Genomic DNA, 19,182 nt, shown 5'->3' with positions numbered 1-19,182 from the left:
CTTGCTCAGAGGTGTTCTCCCAGCCCGAACAGCGGAAACAGGCTGGTGTCGAAGAACACCGAGACGTGCGCGACGCCGTCCCCGGTGACGCTCAGCACCTGCAGCTGGTACGCGCGGTGCACGCCCTCCCCGTCGCGCATGTACAGGCCGAACGCCGGCTGCCCGTTGGCCGCGGCGGGGACCATCCGGATGTCGCCCGGCGCGGGCCCGCACTGGGCGAGGATGAGCCGCACGACGGTCTCCGCGCCGACGAACCACTCGGGGAACGGCGGCATCTCCCAGACGACGTCCTTCTTGAACAGCTCGATGAGCCCGGTGATGTCGGCGTCCTCGAACGCCTTCGCATAGCGCTCCAGGAGGTCGCGCTGGGCCGGGTCGGTCGGCTCGACCAGCTCGTCGCGCATCGGCGCGTCCTGCTCCAGCTGCGCCCGCGCCCGCTGCAGCGCGCTGTTGACCGCCGCCGTGCTGGTGCCGAGCAGCTCGGCGACCTCGGCGGCCCGCCACTTCAGCACGTCCCGCAGGATCAGCACGACCCGCTGCTTGGCCGGCAGGTGCTGCAGCGCCGCGACGAACGCCAGCCGGGTGCTCTCCCGGGCCGCGACGATCGTGGCGGGGTCGGCGGCGTCCGCGCCGAGGACGGTGTCGGGCGCCGGCTCCAGCCACGGCACCTCGGGCGAGGCCACCACGGGCCGCTCCGGCTCGTCGCTCGGCGCCCCGAGGCCCGACGGCATCGGCCGCCGGCCGCGCTGGTCGATCGCGGTGAGGCAGGCGTTCGTGGCGATCCGGTACAGCCACGTCCGCAGCGAGGACCGGCCCTCGAAGTCGCCGTACGAGCGCCAGGCCCGCAGGAAGGTCTCCTGCACCAGGTCCTCGGCGTCGTGGATCGAGCCGAGCATCCGGTAGCAGTGGGCCAGCAGCTCCCGCCGGTACGGATCGGCGAGCTCCTGGAAGTCACGGTCTGCGTCTATGGTGCTGTTCGCCATGGTGGTGGTCACCTTCGGTCGGCGGCATAGCCCGGGCGGCGCGGCCGGCGGGCCCCGTCGCCTCCGACCGTAGGAGGCCCCACCGACAGAACGCGCGCACTCCGGATCCTACGCGCCGGGCCGCCCGCCCGTCCCGTCTCACTCCACCAGGGACGCCAGCAGGCCGCGGGCGGTCTCCGCGGACTCGCGGTCGCCGGTCTGCACGCAGACGCGCACCGCCCGCGCCAGGAACGCGCGCGCCTCGTCCGGGCGGCCGAGTCCGAGCTGGAGCCCCCCGACCAGCAGCAGGCTCCGGCCGCGTCCCCACCGGTCGCCGATGCCGGCCTGGATCTCCAGCGCGTCGAGCGCGTGCCGGAGGGCCTGCCGGCGGTCGCCGGCGTCGGCGTGGGCGCGGGCGATGTTGTCGAGCGTGTCGGCCGTGCCCCGGCGGTCGTCGATCTCGAGCCGGATGACCAGCGCCCGGCGGCCGTGGTCGAGCGCCTCCGCCGTCTCGCCGCGCCGCCGCATGAGGCGCGACAGCGTGTTCAGGCTGTCGCCCTCGCCGCGCCGGTCGCCGATCTCGCGGCGCAGCGCGAGCGCCCGCGTGACGAGCGCGAGCGCCTCGTCGCAGCGCCCGGCGTTGCGGTGGATGCGGGCGAGCAGGTCGAGGACCTCGCCCTCCCCGTACCGGTCGGCGGTCTCCCGGTGGATCCGCAGCGCCTCGATCCCCGCCGCGAGCGCGGCCCGCTCGTCGCCGAGCCGCCACCGCGCGTGCGCGAGGGTGCCGAGGCTCTCGGCCTCGCCGTGCCGGTCGCCGATCTCCCGGTGCAGGGCCAGCGCCCGCTCGGCGAGGCCGACGGCGACCTCGTTGCGGCCGAGCCTGCGGTGGTTGCGCGACAGGGTGTCCAGGCTCTCGGCCTGGCCCTGCCGGTCGTCGGTCTCGGTGCGGATGCGCAGCGCCTCCCCGGCGTGCCGGAGCGCCTTGCGGTAGCGCGCCATGCAGTAGCAGATCCGCGCGAGGCCGTCGCGGGCCGCGCTCTCGCCGTCGAGGTCGCCGATCTCCCGCAGGATCGCGATGGCCTTGCGGGAGTGCCGGACGGCGGCGCGGAACGCGGCCTGGTGGCGGCACACCTCGGCGAGCAGCGTCCGGGTCCGGCCCTCGGCCGCGAGGTCGCCGATCTCCCGCTCGATGCGCAGCGCGTCCTTCAGGGCGCGCCGGGCCGCCGGGTACTGCGCCAGCCGGCGGCGGACGCGGCCGATCGCCTCCAGCGTCTCGGCCTCCCCGTACCGGTCACCGGTCGCCCGCTGCAGCCGGACGGCCTCGGCCAGGTGCGCGAGCGCCGCGTCGTGCCGGCCGAGTTCGCCCTGCAGCCGCCCGATCAGCGTGAGCGCCTCGGCCTCGCCCGTCCGGTCGTCCATCTCCCGCTTGGCCTCCAGGACGCCGAGGGCCGTGCGCAGCGCCCGGCCGTAGCGGGCCTGCCGGCGGTCCAGGTGCGCGAGCGTGAGCAGGTCGTCGGTCTCGCCGTGCCGGTCCCCCGTGCGGCGGCAGATCTCCAGGGACTCCAGCGCGCACTCGCGGGCCCGCGCGTAGCGGGCGGTCCGGGCGTGGATGCGCGCGAGGACGTACAGGGCGCCGCTCGCCCCGGCGAGGTCGCCGATCTCCCGCTGGATCGCGAGCGCCTCCCGGGCCCGCGACAGCGCCTCGTCGTAGCGGCTCTGGTGCCAGCGGACGAGCGCGATCTTGACGATGCTCTCGGCGACCCCGCGGCGGTCGCCGATCTCCCGGCGGATCCGCAGCGACTCCTCGGCGTGGCCGGCCGCCTCCCGGTAGCGGCCCGTGCGGAGGCCGACCCGGGCGAGGACGTCCAGGGTCACGCCCTGCCCGGGGCGGTCGCCGGTCTCCAGCTGGACGCGCAGCGCCTCACCGGCGTGCCGCAGGGCCGCCGCGTGCTCGCCCATCCGGCACTGGATGCGGGCGACGGTCGCGAGGGTCGCGCCCTGGGCGATGCGCTCGGCGCCGCCGGCTCCGGCCCGGGTGTGGCTGGCGAGGGCGGCGAGGGCGTGGCCGAGGGCCTCGCGGTACCGGCCGGCGCTGCGCTCGATCTCGGCCAGGTTGGTCAGCGTCCGGCCGAGCCCGTACCCGGCCTTCATCCTGCGCTGCAGGGCGAGGGCCCGCTCGACGTCGCGGCGGGCGCCGGCGTGCCGGCCGAGCCGCCGCTCCACCAGGGCGATGAGGTTCAGCGCCGACGCCACGCCGTGCTCGTCCCCGATCCGCTCCCGGATGCCGAGCGCGAGCCGCGCGTGCCGGATGGCGAGCTCGTACTGGCCGGAGTCGTGGTGGAACTGGGCGATGGTGCAGCGCGCCTCCGCCTCCCGGTACGGGTCGCCGAACTCCCGGCAGATCCGCAGCGCGCGGGTGGCGTCGTCGAAGGCCGCCGGGCAGGCGCCCAGGTTCTCCAGCACGCGCGCCCGGCTGATCAGGCTGGTGGCCACGCCGGCGAGGTCGCCGATGTCCTCGCGGATGCGCAGCGCGGCGCCGGCCCGGCCGAGCGCCTCGTCGAGCCGGCCGGCGCGGCGCAGCGTGCGGGACATGCCGTCCAGGACCTCGCCCTGGCCGCGCCGGTCGCCGAGCCGGTCCCGGACGGCGAGCGCCCGCCCGGCGTAGTGCAGGGCCCGGTCGACGTGGCCGAGGCGGCGCAGGATCCGGGCGATCATCTCCAGCGCGTCGGCCTCCCCGGCGCCGCCCCGCAGCTCCCGGTGCACGCGCAGCGCCTCGCGGGCGTGGCGCAGCGCGGTGCGGTAGTGCGCGAGGCGCCAGTGCACCTGGGCGATCTGCTCCAGCGCCCGTCCGGCGCCGTGCCGGTCGCACTCCCGGGTGAGGACCTCCAGGGCGTGCTCCCCGTACCCGAGGGCCTCCTGGTAGCGGCAGCACAGCCGCTCCACCCGCGAGCGCGTGTTGAGCGCCCAGCCCGCCCGGCGGTGGTCGCCGAGCTCGGTGAAGATCTCGTACGCCGCCCGCGCGTCGGTCGCGGCCTCGGTGTGGTTGCCGCGGTCGCAGTGCACGACGGCGAGCTGGTCCAGCATGAGCGCCTCGCTGTGCCGGTCGCCGACGGCGCGCGCGGCGGCGAGGCCGAGCCGGTGGACCTCCAGGTTGTCGGCGCCGTGCTTGTCCCGCCTGAGCAGGTGGAACAGGGCGTCGGCGAACCGCCAGGCCAGCGCGGGCTCGCCGCGCTCGGCGGCCTGCCGCGCCATGGCGACCACCGCGGCCCGCTCCGCCTCGAACCAGGCGAGCGCCTGCTCGGCGGCGGCCGGGGAGAGCGGGGCCGTCCCGCCGGCGGGCCCGGCCGCCGCCGGCCCGATCGCCGCCGCGGCCTCGCGCACCCGGCCGAGGTACCAGCCGAGGAGCCGCCGCGCCGCCGCGTCGGCCGCCGCGCCGTCCTCGCGGGCGAGCCGCTCGGCGGCGTACTCGCTGAGCAGCTCGTGGAGGCGGAACCGGCCGACGGTCCCGGGTTCGACGAGGTGCCGGCGGACGAGCCCGCGCAGCAGCCGGCGGGCCTCCGGGACGGGCACGGCGAGCAGCGCGGCGAGGCTGCCGGCGCCGAAGTCGTAGCCGTGCAGGAGCCCGAGCATCCGGAAGACGCCCTGCTCGCGCGGGGTCAGGGCGTCGTAGGACAGGTCGAAGGCGGGCCGGATGGCGAGGCCCGCGTCGCCGTCGAGGGCGAGCACGTCGAGCCGGCCGCCGCAGGTCAGCTCGTCCACCACGGCGGCCACCGAGTCGAACGGCCCGGCGGCGAGCCCGACCGTCGCGATGCGGATGGCGAGCGGCAGCCGGGCGCAGGAGTCGGCGAGGTCGGCGACCGCCTGCGGCTCCCGCTCGCCGCGGTCGCCGCCGAGCAGCCGCGCGACGAGTTCGCACGACTCGTCGGTGCTGAGCGGGTCGACCGGGACCGAGACCGCGCCGAACCGCGCGACCAGGCCCTCCAGCCGGGTCCGCCCGGTCACCACGACCAGGCAGCCGGGCCCGCCCGGGACCAGCGGGACGATCTGGTCCGCGTCCGCCGCGTTGTCGAGCACCACGAGGACGCGGCGCTCGGCCACCAGCGAGCGGAACAGCGCGGCCCGGCGGGCCTCGTCGGCCGGGATGTCGCGGGCCGCGAGCCCGAGGTCGCCGAGCAGCCGGAACAGGGCCCGCGCGGGCGTCGCCGCGGTCCGCCTCGACAGGCCGTGCAGGTCGAGGAAGATGTGCGCGTCGAAGCGGCCGGCGTTCCGGTGCGCCCAGTGCAGGACCAGCGACGTCTTGCCGACGCCGGCCATGCCGTGGATCTGCACCACGGTCGCCGAGCCGCGGTCGCCCGCCGCGGCGAGCGCCTCGTCCATAGCCGCGAGCTCCCGCTCCCGCCCGACGAAGTCGCGGGGCGCGGCGGGCAGCTGCCGGACGGGCGGCGCGGTCCGGGCCGCCGCCTGGTGGACGATCTTGTCTCCGGCGACGATGTCGCCGTCGGCGTGCACGGGCTCGTGGAAGTGGGCCGCGGCCCGGTCGGCCGGGACGTGCCGGCGCCGGGCGAGCCCCGCGGGGCCGCCGCGCCCGCCGCCGAACGCGTCGGGGTCGAATGCGTCGGGGTCGAATGCGTCGTCTCTCGTCATGGCCGGGTGCCGCCTTCACCACTGACATGATCGGGGTCCTTCTCAGCAGACCTCCCGTCCGGTGCGGGGGCAACGCCGCGGCCAATGCCCGTACAAGGCCGTACGCGCGCCCGGTCCCGCTGCGGTGCGGCCCCCTGACGGACGGTGAGCGACTCCGGGAAAACCCGGCAATTGACGCAAACAGCGGCATATATGTCACCTGACCTTTTCCGCACCGCCGCCCCGTGCCTGACTCGGACTGTCAGACGACCCGTCCCGCCGTGGAGGTGCAGATGGCGCTGAACGCCCCGTCCGGTGGCCGCGCGGAGACCCCGGACCCGCGCCGGATCGTCACCCGGCAGGACTTCGCACGGGAGCTGACGCTGCTGCGGGACACCGCGGGCCTGACCGTCCGGCAGGTCGCGCGGCGGGCGGGGATGCCCGACGCGAGCGCCGGCGGGTACTTCTCCGGCCGGCACCTGCCGCCGCTGCGGCCGCCGCGGCTGCCGGAGCTGCTGCGCGCGTGCGGGGTCACCGACCCGGCGGCGGTCGGGCTGTGGCTGGACGCGCTCCGCCGGGTCCGCCGGAGCCCCGGACGCCGCCCGGCGGTCGTCCCGTACCGGGGCCTCGCCCGCTTCGAGCGGGAGGACGCCGCCTGGTACTTCGGCCGGGAGGACCTCACCGCGGCGCTGGCCGCCCGCGTGCGGGCGCTGCGGGGCCGGGGCGCGCTGGTGGTGGCGGGTCCGTCCGGGGCGGGCAAGTCGTCGCTGCTGCGCGCCGGCCTCGTCCCGGCGCTGCAGGGGGAGGCCGAGGTCGTGCTCCGCACCGCGGGCGGGCTCGAGGCCGCCGAGGTCGCCGCGCTCTGCGGGACGGGCCCCGCGGTCGTGGTCGTCGACCAGTTCGAGGAGGTCTTCACGGGCCGCTCCGAGCAGGACGCCGAAGACCTCATCGCCGCGCTGCTGGGCCTGCCGGCCGCCGTGGTGCTCGCCCTGCGCGCCGACTTCTACGGGCGGGCGCTGCGGCATCGGGAGCTGGCCGCGGTGCTGCAGACGGGCCAGGTCGTGGTCACCCCCATGAACGAGGACGAGCTGCGCCGCGCGATCATCGCGCCCGCGCAGCGGGCCGGGCTGGAGCTGGAGCCCGGCCTGGCCGACCTGCTGCTGCGCGAGGTGAGCCCGCCGCCCGGCGCGCGGCCGGGCGCCGCCCACGAGACCGGCACGCTGCCGCTGCTGTCGCACGCGCTGCTGTCGACGTGGGAGCGCCGGCGGCAGGGCGTGCTCACCATCGCCGGCTACCGCGACGGCGGCGGGATCGAGGGCGCGGTCGCCGCGACGGCCGAGGAGGTCTACCTCGGCCTGGACGAGGAGGAGCGCCTCGTCGCGCGGCGCCTGTTCGGGCGGCTCGTGCACATCGCCGACGACACGGGCGTGACCCGGCGGCGGGTGGCCGAGCGGGAGCTCGGGGACGAGGCGCGGGACGTCCTCGACCTGTTCGTCGGGCAGCGCCTCGTCACCGCCCGCGCCGACGGCGTGGAGATCGCGCACGAGGCGCTGCTGTTCGCCTGGCCGCGGCTGCGCGCCTGGCTGGACGCCGACCGGGCGGGGCTGCGCACCCACCGCCGGCTCACCGCGGGCGCCGAGGCGTGGGAGGAGTCGGGCCGCGACCCCGGCACCCTGCTGCGCGGGGCGTGGCTCGCCGAGGCCGAGGACCTGGCCGCCGACCCGCGCCGCGGCGCCGCCCTGAACGAGCGGGAGCGGCGGTTCCTGGAGGCGTCGGTGCTCCAGCGGGACGCCGAGGCGCGGGCGGCGCGGCGGCTGGTGCGGCGCGCCCGGCGGCTGATCGCCGTGCTGTCGGCGGTGTCCCTGCTGGCGCTCGGGCTGGCGGCGGTCACGCTGCGCCAGCGGCACACCGCCGACGCGCAGCGCGACATCGCGGTGTCGCGGCAGGTCGCGATCGGGTCGGGGAAGCTGCGCGCCAAGGACGTCGCGCTCGCGGGGCAGACCGCGCTGGCCGCGTACCGGGTGGCGCGCACCCCGGAGGCGCGTTCGAGCCTGCTGGAGTCCTACTCCGGCCCGGCGGCGACCCGCATCGTGAGCGCCGGCCGCGTCCTGCAGGCCGTCGCCGTGAGCGCGGACGGCCGCACGCTGGCGACCGGCGGCGCCGACCGGGCCGTGCGGCTCTGGAACATCGCCGACCGCGGCCGCCCGGTGCCGGTCGGCGAGCCGGTGCGCGGGTTCCCCGACACCGTGTACGGCGTGGCGTTCAGCCCGGACGGCCGGACGCTGGCCGCCGGGAGCGGCGGCGGCACGGTGCTGATGTGGTCGCCGGGCGGCACCCCCCGAGCGCTGACCGGGCCGCGGAGCACCGTGTACGCGGTGGCGTTCAGCCCCGACGGCCGCACGCTCGCCGCCGCGAGCGCGGACGGCACCGTCCGCTCATGGGACACCGCCTCGCCGCGGCCGGGCGGGCGGGTCCTGGCGACGGGCCCCGTTCCGGCGCAGAGCGCGGCGTTCAGCCCGGACGGCTCGACGCTCGCCGCGGGCTACGCCGACGGAACGGTCCACCTCGTGGACATGGCCCGTCCCGAGCGCGCGGGGCGCCCCCTGGCGGCCGGGAAGCGGACCGTCTACACGGTGGCGTTCAGCCCCGACGGCCGGACGCTCGCCGCGGGCAGCGCCGACGGAAGCGTCCGGCTCCTGCGGATGCCGGGCGGGTCCCCCGCCGGCGGGCCCCTCAGCGGGTCGAAGAGCTGGGTGAACGGGGTCGCGTTCTCGCCCGGCGGCGAATCGGTCGCGGCGGCGAGCTCCGACGGAACGGTCCGGGTCTGGGACGCCCGGACGCGCGCGCTCGTCGCGTCCCTGCCGCATCCGGGCCCGGTAACGGCCGTGGCGTTCCCCCGCCCGGGCACGCTCGCGACCGCCGCCGCCGACGGCGCGGCCCGGATCTGGGACGTGCCCGGCCCGGTCATCGAGGGGCCGGACGGCGGGATCTTCGCCGCCGGGCTGAGCCGGGACGGCCGGGTCCTCGCGCTGGCGGGCGCCGGCGGCACCGCGCGGCTGTGGTCGGTGGCCGACCCGCGCCGCCCGGCCCCGCTCGGCCCGGTGATCGAGCGGGCGGCGGGACCCGGCACGGCGTCGGGGGCCGCCGCGCTGAGCCCGGACGCGGCGACGCTCGCGATCGGGACGAACGGCGGCGCGACGCAGCTGTGGGACGTCCGCTCCCCCGGCCGTCCCGTCGCGATCCCCGCCCGGCTCACCGGTCCCGGCGACGTCGTCCAGGGGCTCATGTTCAGCCCCGACGGCCGTCTCCTCACCGTCGCCGGCAACGACAAGAAGGTCTGGCTGTGGGACGTGCGCGACCCGTACCGTCCGGTGCGGGCCGCCGAGCTCACCGGCGCGACCAACTACACCTACCAGGCCGCGTTCAGCCCGGACGGCCGGACGCTCGCCTACGGCACCGCCGACAGGACCGTCCTCCTCTGGGACGTCGCCGACCCCCGCCATCCCGTCCGGCTCGGCCCGGCGCTCACCGGCCACGGCGGCTACGTGTTCGCCGCGGCGTTCAGCGCGGACGGGAGGACGATGGCCACCGCGGGCGGGGACAACACGGTGATCCTCTGGGACGTCCGCGACCGGGCGCACCCGCGTCCGCTGCCCCGCCGCCTGACCGGGCCGGCGAACTACATCTACTCCCTCGCCTACGGATCGGACGGCGTCCTCGCGGCGACCGGCGGCGACGGGACCATCTGGCTGTGGGACGCCTCGGACCCGTCCGACCCGCGCCCCCTCGCGACACTGGCGGGCTCCGCCGAGGCCCTCTACATCGACGTCGCCGTCCCGGCCCGGCCCCTTCTCGTCACCGCGGGCGTCGGACGCGAGGTCAGGCTGTGGAACCTGGACCCCGGCGAGGTGGCCGCGCACATCTGCGCCACCGCGGGCACCCCGATCACCGAGCACGAATGGCGGCGCTACGTCCCGTCCAGCCCGTTCGCCCCGCCCTGCCGGTGAGGTTCGAGCATGGTGATGCCCGGGCCGGTCATGGCCGTGAGGGCCGCGGGGCCGTCGTCGAGGGGCAGGACGCGGCCGACCAGGAGCTCGGGCCGCAGCGTGCCGGCGCGGACCAGTTCCATCATCGGGGCGTAGGCGTGCGCGGCCATCCCGTGGCTGCCGGCGATCTCCAGTTCCCAGGCGATGACCCGCTCCATCGGAAGGTCGGCGCGGCCCGCGCCGGGCGGCAGCAGCCCGACCTGGACGTGCCGGCCGCGGCGGCGCAGCGACTCGATCGAGGCGCGGGCGGTCGCCGGGCTGCCGACGGCGTCGAGGGAGACGTGCGCGCCGCCGCCGGCGGTGTCGCGGACGGCCGCGGCGACGTCGTCGTGGCCGCACGCGTCGACGACGGCCGCGGCCCCGCAGCGGCGCGCCAGCTCCAGGGCCTGCGGTGAGACGTCGACCGCGACGACGCGGGCGCCGGCCGCGGCGGCGATCATGACGGCGGACAGGCCCAGGCCGCCGCAGCCGTGCACGGCGACCCACTGGCCGGCGGTGACGCCGCCCTGCGCCGTGACCGCCCGGAACGCGGTCGCGAACCGGCAGCCGAGCCCGGCGGCGGTGGTGTACGACATCTCGTCGGGGAGGGCGACGAGGTTCACGTCGGCGTTCTCGATCGCGACGTAGTGCGCGAACGACCCCCAGTGGGTGAAGCCGGGCTGGCTCTGGGACTCGCACACCTGCTGGTTCCCCGACGCGCAGGACGGGCAGCGGCCGCAGGCGCAGACGAACGGGACGGTGACGCGGTCGCCGGGCCGGTACCGGGCGACGCCCGCGCCGGTCTCGGCGACCGTGCCGGCCAGTTCGTGGCCGGGGACGTGCGGGAAGGCGCGGATGTCGGGGTCGTGGCCCTGCCAGCCGTGCCAGTCGCTGCGGCAGACGCCGGTGGCCTCGACGCGGACCACCGCGCCGCCCGCCGGGACCGCCGGGTCGGGCAGCTCGCGCACGGACGGCGGCGCCGTGAAGGCGTCGTAGGCGACCGCGCGCACTAGAACTCGAAGCCGCCCGGGCGGCCGTTGCGGTCGGCGATCAGCCCGGCGAGGGTGGCGATGGCGATCTCCGCCGGGGACTTGGACCCGATGTTCAGGCCGATGGGGCGGTGCACCCGGGCGATGTCGGCCGCGGGCACCCCGAGTTCGGTGAGCGCCGGGATGTGCGGGGCGGGATGCCGCGGGTTGCCCATGACGCCGACCCACCGGACCGGCTGCGTCAGCACGTCGCGCAGGACGGGCCCGAGCTCGGGGCGGTGGTGGTCGGTGACGATGACGTCGGCGGTCCCGTCGAGGGCGGGCAGGTCGGCCATCCCGTCGCGGTCCTTGTCGGGGTCGACGAGGAACGTCCGGTAGCCGAGGTCGGCGCCGTAGCGCAGCAGGTGGTCGGCGACCGCGCCGGCGAACACCGCGACCAGCGTGCGCTCCTCCGCGGCGGGCGGGGCGTCGCCGTGCGCGACGGCGCAGGACGGGTCGGTCTCGTGCGGTGCTCCCATACCGGCAGTGTGCCGCGCCGGGCGGCGGCCGGTCCAGGGGCCACGCCCTCATCGGAAACCGGGGTTTCCCAAACGTGGCACTCCCGTCGCGGAACGGGTATGCCTAAACTACCTGGCACCCGGCGGCACAGGAGGGATCGTGATCGCGAGACCGGAGGGCGGCCCCCGCGTGGTGGTGGGGGTGGACGACTCCGCGGGCGCCCGCTGCGCGCTCTCCTGGGCGATCGGCGCGGCGCGGCTGCGCCGGCTGCCGCTGCTGGTCGCGCACGCGGCGCCGCTGCCGCCGCACGTGTCGGCGGCCGGGCAGCTCGGCTGCGGCATCACCGAGGCGCTGCGCGCCTCCGGAGCCGAGCTGATCGCGCGGCTGCTCACCGAGGTGTCGGGCGGCCCGCCCGAGGGGGTGGAGCTGACCGCGCTGGCGCTGGTCGGCGAGCCGGGCGCGGCGCTGGTGCGGCTCGCGGGCGACGACGACATCCTGGTGGTCGGGCACGGCACGCGCGGCCCGTTCTCCCGGCTGCTGCGGCCGTCGGTGCGGCTGCACTGCGCCCGCCGGGCCCGCGCGACGCTGGTGTGCGTCCGGCAGCCCTCGTTCGAGACGCTGATGGAGGGCCTCGCCGTCCGGGACGCGTCGCCCGAGCACGCCCCGGACTCGCGCTTCCGCAGGCTGGGGCGGCGGCTGCGGCTCCCGCTCTGACCGCGCGCCCGCGCATAGGCTGGCCCCATGCGCAAGTACGTGATCATCGGCGCCATCGGCAGCGGCAAGGGGACGCAGTCGGGCCTGCTCGCGCGGGATCTGGACATCGTGCACATCAGCGTCGGGGACATCTTCCGCTGGCACGTCACGAACCACACCAAGCTCGGCGCGCAGGTGCGGCGGATCATGGCGGCCGGTGAGCTGGTCGGCGACGACCTCGCGGAGAACGTCGTCCGGGAGCGCCTGGAGCAGCACGACTGGAACTACGGGTTCGTCATCGACGGCTTCCCGCGCAGCCGGCGGCAGACCGAGTTCTTCCTGGAGAGCTACGACATCGACGGCGTGATCCACCTCGACCTGCCCGACGCGGAGGTCCGCCGCCGGGTGCTGGGGCGGCGGCTGTGCGCCCACTGCGGGATGGACTACAACCTGATCGCCGACCGCCCCACCGAGGAGGGGCGCTGCGACGTGTGCGGGGGCGGGCTGGTGACCCGCGAGGACGACACCGAGGAGGCCCTCGCCGAGCGGCTGCGCCAGTACCACGCGAAGACCGACCCCGTCCTGGAGCTGTTCGGCCGCAAGGAGTACGTGGTCACCGTGGACGCCCGTCCGGGCGTCCACGAGGTGCAGCGGACGCTGCGGGAGAGGCTGCGGCTGCCGATGCCGGGATGACCCCGTCGCCCGTGGTGGAGCTGGCCGACGACCGCGCGGCGCGCCGGGGCCTGCGGCTGTTCCTGAAGCGGGACGACCTGATCCACCCGGAGCTGCCCGGCAACAAGTGGCGCAAGCTCGGGCACAACCTCGAACCGGCCCGCGCGCACGGGACGCTCCTGACGTTCGGCGGCGCCTACTCCAACCACATCCGCGCGACCGCGGCGGCCGGGAGGATCTTCGGGTTCGCGACGATCGGCGTGATCAGGGGCGAGGAGCACCGGCCGCTGAACGATTCGCTGGCCTACGCGGAGCGGATGGGCATGCGGCTCACCTACCTGGACCGCACCGCCTACCGGCGCAAGCACGAGCCCGGCGTGATCGACGCCCTGCGCGGAGAATGGGGCGACTTCTACCTGCTGCCGGAGGGCGGCAGCAACGCGCTCGCCGTGAAGGGATGCGCGGAACTGGGCGCGGAGGTGCCCGGCTTCGACGTGGTGTGCTGCCCCTGCGGGACGGGCGGGACGCTCGCCGGCCTGGCGGCGGGCCTGGCCCCGGGTCAGCGGGCTCTCGGGTTCTCCGTGCTCAAAGGCGGCTTCATGGACGCCGAGGTGGAGCGGCTCCAGCGCGAGACCTACGGCGAACGCCGGGGAGACTGGCGCGTCGAGAACGGCTTCCATTTCGGCGGCTACGCCAAGCGCACCCCCGAACTGGACGCCTTCATCGACGATTTCACCGCACGGCACGGCGTCGTCCTCGACCGGATCTACACGGCGAAGATGATGTTCGGCGTGCTCGCCTCGGCCGAGCGGGGCGCCTTCCCGCCCGGCACGCGGATCCTGGCCGTCATCACCGGCTGACCGGACGGCCCCGTCGCGCCCGGGGCCGTCCGCGACCGTGTCAGGCGGGGGGCAGGCCGACCATGTCCGCGAGCGCGGCGCGGTGGTGGTCGGGCGTGCCGAGGGCGATGGAGTCGGCCTTGGCCCGCTTCAGGTAGAGGTGGGCCGGGTGCTCCCAGGTGAAGCCGATGCCGCCGTGCATCTGGACGCACTCCTCGGCGGCCTTGAGCGCGACGGCCGAGCAGTGCGCCTGCGCGACCGCGACGGCGATCGGCGTGTCGTCGTCGCCGGCGGCGACGCACGACGCCGCGTGCCGGGCGACGGCGCGGGCCTGGGTGACGGACGTCCACAGGTCGGCGAGGCGGTGCTTGAGGCCCTGGTAGGAGCCGACCGGCCGGCCGAACTGGTAGCGGGTCTTCACGTAGGCGACGGTGTCGTCCAGGCAGCGCTCGGCGAGCCCGAGCTGCTCGGACGCCAGCATCGCGGCGCCCGTCCGCAGGGCGGCGCGGACGGCGCCGTCCCCCTCGGCGACGCGCCGGGCCGGCGCGCCGGAGAAGGCGATGTCGGCGAGCCGCCTGGTCATGTCGAGCGAGGTCACGGCGGTGCGCCGGGCGTCGGCGGCGTCCACGGCGTACAGGGCCCCGGAGGCCGGGACGAGGAGCACGTCGGCGGCCATGCCGTCGGCGACGCTGGTCACCTCGCCGGTCAGCGCACCGTCGGCGGCCTGCACGGTCGAGGCCGCGTGTCCGGGCCCGGCGTTGAACGGGACGGCCAGGACCGCGATCTTCTCCCCGGCGGCCAGCTCGCCGAGCAGGTCGCGCTCCCCGGCGGCCAGCAGCGCGGCCGTCGCGATGACCGCGCTGGTCAGGAACGGGACGGGCGCGGCGGACCGGCCGAGCTCCTCCATGACCACGGCGGTCTCCCGCCAGGTGGCGCCGGCGCCGCCGAGGTCCTCGGGGACGGGCAGCCCCGCGCAGCCGAGCTGGCCGGCGACCGCCCGCCACAGCGCCGCGTCGTACGGCTCGTCCTTCTCGGTCCCGGCGAGCACGGACGTCCACGGCGCCTTGTCGTCGAGCAGTTCGCGGACGCCGGCCCGCAGGTCGTTCTCGATCTCGGAGTACAGCAGGTCGCTCACGGGACCTCCTTCGTCGGCCCCGTGAGCGGGGCTGCTGTGCTTACTGGTTCCCTCACAGGCTCGGTCACCGGGGCAGGTCCTTCCACGGCACGTCCTTGTCGACGCGGATCTCGCCGGGCAGGCCGAGGACGCGCTCGGCGATGATGTTGCGCAGGATCTCCGAGGTGCCGCCCTCGATGGAGTTGCCCTTGGCGCGCAGGTAGCGGTAGCCGGGCGAGCGGCGGGTGAAGTCGACCTCGGCGGGGCGGCGCATCGTCCAGTCGTCGTAGCGCAGGCCGTCCTCGCCGAGCATCTCCAGTTCCAGGCCGGAGACCTCCTGGTTGAGCTTGGCGAAGGCGAGCTTGGCGCCCGATCCCTCGGGTCCGGGCTGCCCGGCGGTGAGCTGCTGGCGCAGCCGGGCCCCGGTGAGCCGGGCCGCCTCGGTCTCCACCCACGCGCGCAGCAGCGCGTCGTGCAGGCCGGGGGTGCGCAGCTCGGGGCGGTCCCGCCAGAGCGCGGCGACCACGCCGATCATGCCGCTCTCGCGCGGGGCCGCGTTGCCGCCGATCGCGACCCGCTCGTTCATCAGCGTGGTGGTGGACACCTGCCAGCCCTGCCCGACCTCGCCGAGCCGGTACTCGTCGGGGATCCGGACGTCGGTGAGGAACACCTCGTTGAACTCGGCCTCGCCGGTGATCTGCCGCAGCGGCCTGACCTCGACGCCGGGCGCGGTCATGTCGCACACGAAGTAGGTCATGCCGCGGTGCTTGGGAACGCCGGGGTCGGTGCGGGTGACGAGGATCGCCCAGCGGGCCTCGTGGGCCATGGACGTCCAGACCTTCTGGCCGTTGACCGTCCAGGCGTCGCCGTCGCGGACGGCGCGGGTGGCGAGCGCGGCGAGGTCGGAGCCGGCACCGGGCTCGCTGAACAGCTGGCACCACACCTCCTCACCGGTCCACAGCGGGCGCAGGAAGCGGCGCTTCTGCTCCTCGGTGCCGAACGCGAGGACGGTCGGCGCGGCCATGCCGAGCCCGATGCCGTTGCGCTCGGGGTGGTTGGTCGGCGCGCCGGCCTCGGCGAACGCCCGGTCGACGGCGGGCTGCAGGTGGCGGGGGGCGCCGAGCCCGCCGAGGCCCTCGGGGTAGTGGACCCAGGCGAGGCCGGCGTCGAACCGGGCGCGCAGGAACTCCAGGGGCTCCATGGCCGACGGGTCGCGGCCGGCGAGGAACTCGCCGACCCGCCTGCTCAGCTCGTCGGCGTCGGGCGGTGCTGTGCTCACAGGGCGAACCTCCGCGCGGGGCGGCGGGCGGCGGCCGGCCGCCCGCAACGAACATACCAACCGGTCGGTATGGTGCGTCCACCCTAGGAACCCCCGGGACGCGGAGTCAACCGCGGCGCGTCCGGCCCCGGCCGGGTCAGCCGCCGCTCAGCGCCCGGGCCAGCCCGCGGTGGTCGTGGTAGTCGCGGGACTCCACGATGTGGCCGTCGCGGACGCGCAGCACGAAGATGTTCGGGACGACGAACGGCCGGCCGGTCTCGGTGTTGCGCCCCTCGTACTCGAACTCGGCGATGATGACCTCCGGGTCGGCGGTCTCGTGGACGACGACGTTGCGCGCCCTCATCTCCATCGGGAGGGTCTCCAGCCGGGCGAAGTGCTCGCGCACCGCCGTGCGGCCCTCCAGGCGCAGGGCGGGGTCGGCGAACGGGTGCACCACCACCGCGTCCTCCGCGTACAGCCGCGGCAGCATCTCGGGCCGCCGCGCGGCCACCCCGTCGAGGAGCCGCTGGAGGACGGCCCGGGGGCTGGCGAACTCGGACATGACACACTCCCCTACAATCGGAGTCCCTGCTCCGTATGAGAAAATATGGAGTCTGGACTCCACTTGTCAACGGAAGGCCGCGATGACCTCACCCGCGTCCGGCAGGCCGCCGCGCGCCGACGCCGTGCGCAATCGGGCCAAGGTCCTCGCCGCGGCGGAAGAGGTCTTCGCCGTCCAGGGGACCTCCGCCTCCACCGAGGAGGTCGCCCGGAAGGCGGGGGTCGGGATCGGCACGGTGTTCCGGCACTTCCCGACCAAGGAGTCGCTGCTGGAGGCCGTGCTGGTCGCGCTGCTGGACCGGCTCGCCGCGGAGGCGGAGGAGCTGCGCTCGGCCGCCGATCCGGGCGCGGCGTTCTTCGGGTTCTTCGCCCGGGTGGTCTCCCGGGCGGCGGCCAAGCAGGCCGTCACCGAGGCGCTGGCCGAGGCCGGCGTCGACGCGCGGCAGGCCACCGGGACCGCCGGGCCCGGCCTGCGGGCGGCGCTCGGCGTCCTGCTCGAACGGGCGCAGGAGGCCGGGGCCGTGCGCCGCGACGTCGGGGCGGGCCAGGTCATGGCGCTGCTGGCCGGCATCTCCTACGCCGCCGGGCGCGCCGGGGCCCGCGAGGACGTCCTGCGGATCGCCTTCGACGGCCTGCGCCCGTGCCCCGGTCAGGCGCCCGCGCGCAGGTAGTGGGCCCAGTACCCCTGCCACGGCCCGTACCGCTCGGCTCGCTCGCGCAACCGGGCCTCGGTCAGCGCGCGGCCGCCGACCTCCTGCTCCCCGGACGTGGGCGGGAACCCGCGCACGAACCGCAGGGACGGGCCGAAGTCGAACGGCGGCGCGGCGGGCAGGCCGATGCTCTCGGTGAACACGCGCGAACACTACCCACCGGCTACGACATCACCAGTTCGGCGGGGAGGCCGTCCCGGTGGAGGACGGTCAGGGACGTGACGGCGCGGGTCAGCACGACGTAGAGGCGCGCCAGGCCGCGCGCCTCGGCGGCGGCGATGGCCGCGGGCTCGGCGACGATCACGTGGTCGTACTCCAGGCCCTTGGCGAGCGTCGCCGGGACGACCAGCAGCCGCGCGGTGCCGTCGGACTCCGGCCCGAGGACCTCGTGCTCCAGCCCGGCCGCCGCCAGGGCCGCCGCGTGCGCGTCCGAGTCGGCGTCCGGCACGATCAGGCCGACCGACCCCGGGCGGGCCAGGGCCTCGCGGGCGGCGCCGGCGGCGGCCGCGCGCACGTCGGGGACCCGGCGCACCCGCAGGGCGCCGGCGCCGGGCCGCAGCGAGCGCGGCCGCTCCAGCCCGGGCGCGACGTGCGGGAGCAGGCGGGCCGCGTAGTCGAGGACGCTGCCCGGAACGCGGAAGCCGAGGGTCAGCTCGGTGACCTCCCCGTCCTGGCCGAGGTGGGCGAGCACCTCCTTCCAGGACCGGGCCGACCAGGCGGTGGTGCCCTGGGCGAGGTCGCCGAGGACGGTCGCCGAGCCCGTCCCGCAGCGGCGGCCGAGCGCCCGGAGCTGCATCGCGGACAGGTCCTGCGCCTCGTCGACCACGAGGTGCCCGAGCGAGGAGGTCCGCTCGAGGAGGTCGTTCAGCTCGTCGAGGAGGGCGCGGTCGGCCGCGGTCCACTTGGCCGAGCGGTGCGAGCGCGGGGGCTTGGCCCACCGGATCGCGGCCTGCTCCTCCTCGTCCAGGACGCTCCCCGCCGCCTTCCGCAGGAACTCGGCGTCCGACAGCAGCCGGTGCAGGACCTGCTCGGCGGTCACCTTCGGCCACACCGCGTCGAGGACCTGCCTGACGGGCCGGCTCCGCGCGACCTGGTCCTGGACGCGGTCGTCGGGCGCCTCGCCGCGCCGCTCCATCAGCACCAGGATCCGGTGGGCGAGCCGCTGCGCGAACGCGGCGCGCCCGGCGCCGTAGCGGGTGGTGCCGCGCAGGCCCGCGGCGATCTCGCGGACCTCGTGGTCGGCGAGCCGGTAGCGGGCCGCGCCGCGGGTGACGACGAGGCCCTCCTCGGGCTTGCGGACGTGCAGCCACAGCGCTCTGCGCAGGACGTCCGCCATCCGCGCGTCGCCCTTGGCGGCGGAGACCCCGGACGGCTCGTCCCCCAGCGGCGCCCCGAGCAGGTCGTCGATCGTGGCCTGCTCGACCCTGACCTCGCCGAGCGCGGGCAGCACCGCCGAGATGTAGGCGAGGAACGCCCGGTTCGGTCCGACGATGAGGACGCCGGACCGCGACAGCCGCTCCCGGTGGGTGAACAGCAGGTAGGCGGCGCGGTGCAGGCCGACGGCCGTCTTGCCGGTGCCGGGCGCGCCCTGCACGCACACCGTGCGGGGCAGGTCGGCGCGGACGATCACGTCCTGCTCGGGCTGGATGGTGGCGACGATGTCGCGCATCGGCCCGGTGCGGGGCCGCTCGATCTCCTCGGTCAGGATCCTGGACGGCCCGATGTCCGCGCCGTCGAGGGGCTCGTCCTCGAACGCGGTCAGCTCGCCCGCCCGGAACCCGAAGCGGCGGCGCAGCCGCCAGCCCATCGGATCGGCGGGCCCGGCCTGGTAGAAGGCGCGGGAGACGGGGGCGCGCCAGTCCAGCACGAGCGGGCGGCCCTCGTCGCCGTCGTGCACGTGCCGCCGCCCGACGTACATGACCGCGGGGAGGTCGGAGGCGGCGGCGCCGCGGTCCATCCGGCCGAAGAACAGCGGGGTGTCGGGGTGGTCGGCGAGGGCGGCGATCCGCTGGTCGAGCAGCGACTCAAGGAACTGCTTGGAGACCCAGTCGGCGGCGGCGTCGGCGGACAGGCTCTCGGCGTGCTCGCGCATCCGGCGCAGCGCGGCGCGGGACTCGGCCAGGTGGGCGCGTTCGGCGGCGAGGACCTCCGGTTCGGCGGCGCCGGCACCGGTAGCGGCGTCGGCGGTTTCGGCGGGCATGCGGGCAGACCTCCGGCGGGCGAGGGGGCGGGCGAGGG

The 19,182-nt window shown here is 76.6% G+C and carries 14 protein-coding genes; 5 read left to right on the top strand and 9 right to left on the bottom strand.

The window, feature by feature from the left end; translation table 11 throughout:
* Positions 1 to 5: 5 nt before the first annotated feature.
* Positions 6 to 983 carry a sigma-70 family RNA polymerase sigma factor gene (locus E1284_RS19890; RefSeq protein ID WP_131941051.1) on the bottom strand — a complete coding sequence of 326 codons (978 nt, stop codon included), beginning with the start codon at positions 981 to 983 and terminating at the stop codon, positions 6 to 8.
* A gap of 138 nt (positions 984 to 1,121) precedes the next feature.
* Positions 1,122 to 5,606, bottom strand: coding sequence for a tetratricopeptide repeat protein (locus E1284_RS19885; protein WP_131941049.1), 4,485 nt, complete (start codon positions 5,604 to 5,606; stop codon positions 1,122 to 1,124).
* A 224-nt stretch (positions 5,607 to 5,830) separates the two neighbouring features.
* Here E1284_RS19885 and E1284_RS19880 point away from each other — a divergent pair, with 224 nt between their 5' ends.
* Positions 5,831 to 9,592, top strand: a complete 3,762-nt coding sequence (locus tag E1284_RS19880) for a WD40 repeat domain-containing protein (protein ID WP_131941047.1) — start codon at positions 5,831 to 5,833, stop codon at positions 9,590 to 9,592.
* Here the strand turns inward: E1284_RS19880 and E1284_RS19875 are convergent.
* Positions 9,553 to 10,620 (bottom strand): zinc-dependent alcohol dehydrogenase family protein, encoded by a 1,068-nt coding sequence (locus tag E1284_RS19875; RefSeq protein ID WP_131941045.1) that lies wholly within the window; start codon positions 10,618 to 10,620, stop codon positions 9,553 to 9,555. The two genes, E1284_RS19880 and E1284_RS19875, sit on opposite strands and share 40 nt — an antisense overlap.
* Positions 10,620 to 11,117 carry an XdhC family protein gene (locus E1284_RS19870; RefSeq protein WP_131941043.1) on the bottom strand — a complete coding sequence of 166 codons (498 nt, stop codon included), beginning with the start codon at positions 11,115 to 11,117 and terminating at the stop codon, positions 10,620 to 10,622. The genes E1284_RS19875 and E1284_RS19870 overlap by 1 nt, the downstream gene beginning before the upstream one ends.
* A 139-nt stretch (positions 11,118 to 11,256) precedes the next feature.
* On the opposite strand from E1284_RS19870, the gene E1284_RS19865 reads away from it, so the two are divergent.
* Genes E1284_RS19865 through E1284_RS19855 form a run of 3 tightly spaced genes read left to right on the top strand, consistent with a single transcriptional unit; the run spans position 11,257 to position 13,322 of the window.
* Complete coding sequence (locus E1284_RS19865; protein WP_165965342.1) at positions 11,257 to 11,811, top strand: universal stress protein; 555 nt, start codon at positions 11,257 to 11,259, stop codon at positions 11,809 to 11,811.
* Positions 11,812 to 11,838: 27 nt separating this feature from the next.
* Positions 11,839 to 12,483 carry an adenylate kinase family protein gene (locus E1284_RS19860; protein WP_131941039.1) on the top strand — a complete coding sequence of 215 codons (645 nt, stop codon included), beginning with the start codon at positions 11,839 to 11,841 and terminating at the stop codon, positions 12,481 to 12,483.
* Positions 12,480 to 13,322: a 1-aminocyclopropane-1-carboxylate deaminase/D-cysteine desulfhydrase gene (locus tag E1284_RS19855; RefSeq protein ID WP_131941037.1), complete on the top strand. Its 843-nt coding sequence runs from the start codon at positions 12,480 to 12,482 to the stop codon at positions 13,320 to 13,322. Before E1284_RS19860 ends, E1284_RS19855 begins: the two co-directional genes overlap by 4 nt.
* 40 nt (positions 13,323 to 13,362) lie before the next feature.
* Here the strand turns inward: E1284_RS19855 and E1284_RS19850 are convergent, their stop codons facing one another.
* The 3 genes from E1284_RS19850 to E1284_RS19840 form a co-directional block, all read right to left on the bottom strand.
* Complete coding sequence (locus E1284_RS19850) at positions 13,363 to 14,436, bottom strand: acyl-CoA dehydrogenase family protein (RefSeq protein ID WP_131941035.1); 1,074 nt, start codon at positions 14,434 to 14,436, stop codon at positions 13,363 to 13,365.
* Positions 14,437 to 14,500: 64 nt separating this feature from the next.
* Positions 14,501 to 15,694: an acyl-CoA dehydrogenase family protein gene (locus tag E1284_RS19845; protein WP_131941033.1), complete on the bottom strand. Its 1,194-nt coding sequence runs from the start codon at positions 15,692 to 15,694 to the stop codon at positions 14,501 to 14,503.
* 136 nt (positions 15,695 to 15,830) lie between these two features.
* On the bottom strand, positions 15,831 to 16,235 hold the full coding sequence (locus tag E1284_RS19840; RefSeq protein WP_131941031.1) for a nuclear transport factor 2 family protein: 405 nt from the start codon (positions 16,233 to 16,235) through the stop codon (positions 15,831 to 15,833).
* An 82-nt stretch (positions 16,236 to 16,317) separates the two neighbouring features.
* On the opposite strand from E1284_RS19840, the gene E1284_RS19835 reads away from it, so the two are divergent.
* On the top strand, positions 16,318 to 16,905 hold the full coding sequence (locus tag E1284_RS19835) for a TetR/AcrR family transcriptional regulator (RefSeq protein ID WP_131941029.1): 588 nt from the start codon (positions 16,318 to 16,320) through the stop codon (positions 16,903 to 16,905).
* Here the strand turns inward: E1284_RS19835 and E1284_RS19830 are convergent.
* Together E1284_RS19830 and E1284_RS19825 are read right to left on the bottom strand one after the other, a co-directional pair.
* The gene (locus tag E1284_RS19830; protein WP_131941027.1) at positions 16,884 to 17,087 is read right to left on the bottom strand and encodes a hypothetical protein; all 204 of its coding nucleotides are present in this window, start codon (positions 17,085 to 17,087) and stop codon (positions 16,884 to 16,886) included. The two genes, E1284_RS19835 and E1284_RS19830, sit on opposite strands and share 22 nt — an antisense overlap.
* A gap of 20 nt (positions 17,088 to 17,107) precedes the next feature.
* Positions 17,108 to 19,144 (bottom strand): HelD family protein, encoded by a 2,037-nt coding sequence (locus E1284_RS19825; protein WP_131941025.1) that lies wholly within the window; start codon positions 19,142 to 19,144, stop codon positions 17,108 to 17,110.
* Positions 19,145 to 19,182 lie beyond the last annotated feature (38 nt).

The organism is Actinomadura bangladeshensis, assembly GCF_004348335.1.
In the GTDB taxonomy this organism is placed as follows: Bacteria; Actinomycetota; Actinomycetes; order Streptosporangiales; family Streptosporangiaceae; genus Spirillospora; species Spirillospora bangladeshensis.
The sequence above is the reverse complement of the archived record's forward strand: the minus strand, read 5'-3'. Positions and strand labels throughout refer to the sequence as shown.

Coding starts and splice junctions, on each gene's coding strand:
- E1284_RS19890 (WP_131941051.1), bottom strand. CDS start 983: ATGGCGAACAGCACCATAGACGCAGACCGTGACTTCCAGGAGCTCGCC.
- E1284_RS19885 (WP_131941049.1), bottom strand. CDS start 5,606: ATGACGAGAGACGACGCATTCGACCCCGACGCATTCGACCCCGACGCG.
- E1284_RS19870 (WP_131941043.1), bottom strand. CDS start 11,117: ATGGGAGCACCGCACGAGACCGACCCGTCCTGCGCCGTCGCGCACGGC.
- E1284_RS19860 (WP_131941039.1), top strand. CDS start 11,839: ATGCGCAAGTACGTGATCATCGGCGCCATCGGCAGCGGCAAGGGGACG.
- E1284_RS19855 (WP_131941037.1), top strand. CDS start 12,480: ATGACCCCGTCGCCCGTGGTGGAGCTGGCCGACGACCGCGCGGCGCGC.
- E1284_RS19840 (WP_131941031.1), bottom strand. CDS start 16,235: ATGTCCGAGTTCGCCAGCCCCCGGGCCGTCCTCCAGCGGCTCCTCGAC.
- E1284_RS19835 (WP_131941029.1), top strand. CDS start 16,318: ATGACCTCACCCGCGTCCGGCAGGCCGCCGCGCGCCGACGCCGTGCGC.
- E1284_RS19825 (WP_131941025.1), bottom strand. CDS start 19,144: ATGCCCGCCGAAACCGCCGACGCCGCTACCGGTGCCGGCGCCGCCGAA.